Below are 2,091 nucleotides of genomic sequence, written 5' to 3'. Positions count from 1 at the left end.
AAAAGCAGCTAATTAGCTGCTTTTTTTGTATCTAAATTTTGACTATATAAATTAATTTATATAAAACGCTTAATTATAAAATCAACTTTTACGCGTTTAGCTTGACCAAGTAGCTTTTTAACCGGTTGCGGGTAATTTTCTACTGTTTCTAAATCATTTGGCCCAGTTAAACGGCGGCAGTGTTTTAAAATTTCCTGCTTTTCGTTATCTATGGCTTGCATAATACTTTGCTGTGGGTCTTCAATTAAAATACCATTTTCGATATCAAGGCCCCATGCTCGCGGATTAAGGTTATGGCCGCTTAATAAGTGGCGTTGTCGGTCGGCGCAAATACCTTTTAAGTGAAACGAGTTACTCTCGTGCTTCCATAAATATACGTTTAAATTGCCGTTATCTATATGGCGTTTTTGCGATTTTACAAATTTATGCAAAATAGTTTCGTATAAATACGGGAGTGCACCAATTTTACTAAATGGCTCACTTGGCGGCAGATAAAAATCGTTTGCGGTTTTATCACCTACTACAATGGTTACTTGCTTGCCTTGTTTTAATAATCGACGTAGTGAGCGCATAAGCGGTGCCGGAAAATTAAAATACGGTGTGTAAAGTACAAGCTCTTGCTCTGTGGTATCAAACAAGTTTTTAATTAATCGGTTTAGGCTATTATTACGACGCCCTAAACCTAAAAACAAACGCACACCGAGTGGGTCGGTATTGGGCGTAGTTGGGTTTGCATAACTGGCCGACTTTAGCTCGCGCATTAATTGCTTTTGTTCAAATTTAAAGTCTATTAAGCGCTTAAGCGGGCGTGTATCAATACGTGGCACGGCTTGCGAGCCTATTAGCTTAGACTCAATAAAATCAACCACAGAGTCGCACAGTGCTGCTTGGTCAACTAAAAAGTAACGGTCGAGCCTGTAGCGTTCGTTGTATTGTAAGTACACGTTATTTAAGCTGGCGCCGCTGTATAATAAAGTATCATCTACAACAAAACCTTTAAGGTGTAACACACCAAACAACTCTTTGGCTTTAACCGGTACACCGTAAACTTGTACGTTTGATTTAAATTTTTCTAAATAGTCACAATATAAACTTGCGTTACCGTCTGATTTTTTTGCACCAATAAGACCTCGTTGAGCACGATGAAAATCAACCAACACTTTTATTTCAAGGTTGGGGTTTGCCAACGACACACGATGCAGCGCTTCTAGTATTTCGCGCCCTGCTTCGTCATCTTGTAAATAAAGTGCCGTAATGTAGATTCTTTTTTTTGCATTGCTAATTAAACGTAGCAATTGCGTACGGTACTCTTGTGCGTTGGTTAAGACGTTAACGTCTTTTGAAGTCAACCCAAATGCGGGTTTTTCCTGCCAAAATAACATAGTTGCCTATTCACTAAGGTCACATAATCTATCAGTGACAAATAAAATTAGGTAAAACATATCAAAAAAATACTAACGGGTCATGAATTAACGAAGCTTTGTTGCTCATCTGTTTGTTTTTTAGCCTTTACACGGGCTTTTTTATCGTTCCAGGCAAAGTCAGTACATAATATTGCACAGCTTTTAATTTTGTCAGAAAAAAATATTCACATAATTTGTTTACTTGTGCCTTGTTTTTCTTAGAATCGAAGCCATTAAGTTCAGTATTAAACGTTTAGGAAAAGATCATGACTGAAGCAAAACACTCTAAGTTACTAATTTTAGGCTCTGGCCCTGCGGGTTACACTGCCGCAGTATACGCAGCACGTGCAAATTTAAACCCTGTTTTAATTACCGGCATTCAACAAGGTGGCCAATTAACGACCACAACTGAAGTTGAAAATTGGCCAGGCGATGCGCACGGTTTAACAGGCCCTGCATTAATGGACCGTATGAAAGAGCACGCTGAGCGCTTTGAAACGGAAATTGTGTTTGACCACATTAATAAAGTAGATGTGTCTAAGCGCCCTTTCACGCTTACTGGCGACCAAGGTACTTACACATGTGATGCATTAATTATTGCCACTGGTGCATCGGCTAAATACTTAGGCTTAGAGTCTGAAACTAATTTTCAAGGTCGTGGTGTATCTGCATGTGCTACATGTGATGG

Annotated in this window: 2 protein-coding genes; one reads left to right on the top strand and one right to left on the bottom strand. The window is 39.0% G+C overall.

The annotated features are described in order from the left end of the window. Nucleotides 1–56: 56 nt before the first annotated feature. The gene (pssA, locus tag B4F91_RS15170) at nt 57–1,382 is read right to left on the bottom strand and encodes a CDP-diacylglycerol--serine O-phosphatidyltransferase (RefSeq protein WP_029772425.1); all 1,326 of its coding nucleotides are present in this window, start codon (nt 1,380–1,382) and stop codon (nt 57–59) included. A gap of 287 nt (nt 1,383–1,669) precedes the next feature. Here pssA and B4F91_RS15165 point away from each other — a divergent pair. After that, nucleotides 1,670–2,091, top strand: a 422-nt coding sequence (locus B4F91_RS15165) for an FAD-dependent oxidoreductase (protein WP_288635953.1), incomplete at its 3' end; no start/stop codon positions are given.

Source organism: Pseudoalteromonas sp. UBA6610, assembly GCF_002433295.1.
Classification (GTDB): domain Bacteria; phylum Pseudomonadota; class Gammaproteobacteria; order Enterobacterales; family Alteromonadaceae; genus Pseudoalteromonas; species Pseudoalteromonas atlantica.
This window is presented reverse-complemented; position numbering and strand designations above follow the sequence as displayed.

Excerpts from the sequence above, each read along its gene's own strand:
- pssA (WP_029772425.1), bottom strand. The coding sequence starts at position 1,382 with ATGTTATTTTGGCAGGAAAAACCCGCATTTGGGTTGACTTCAAAAGAC.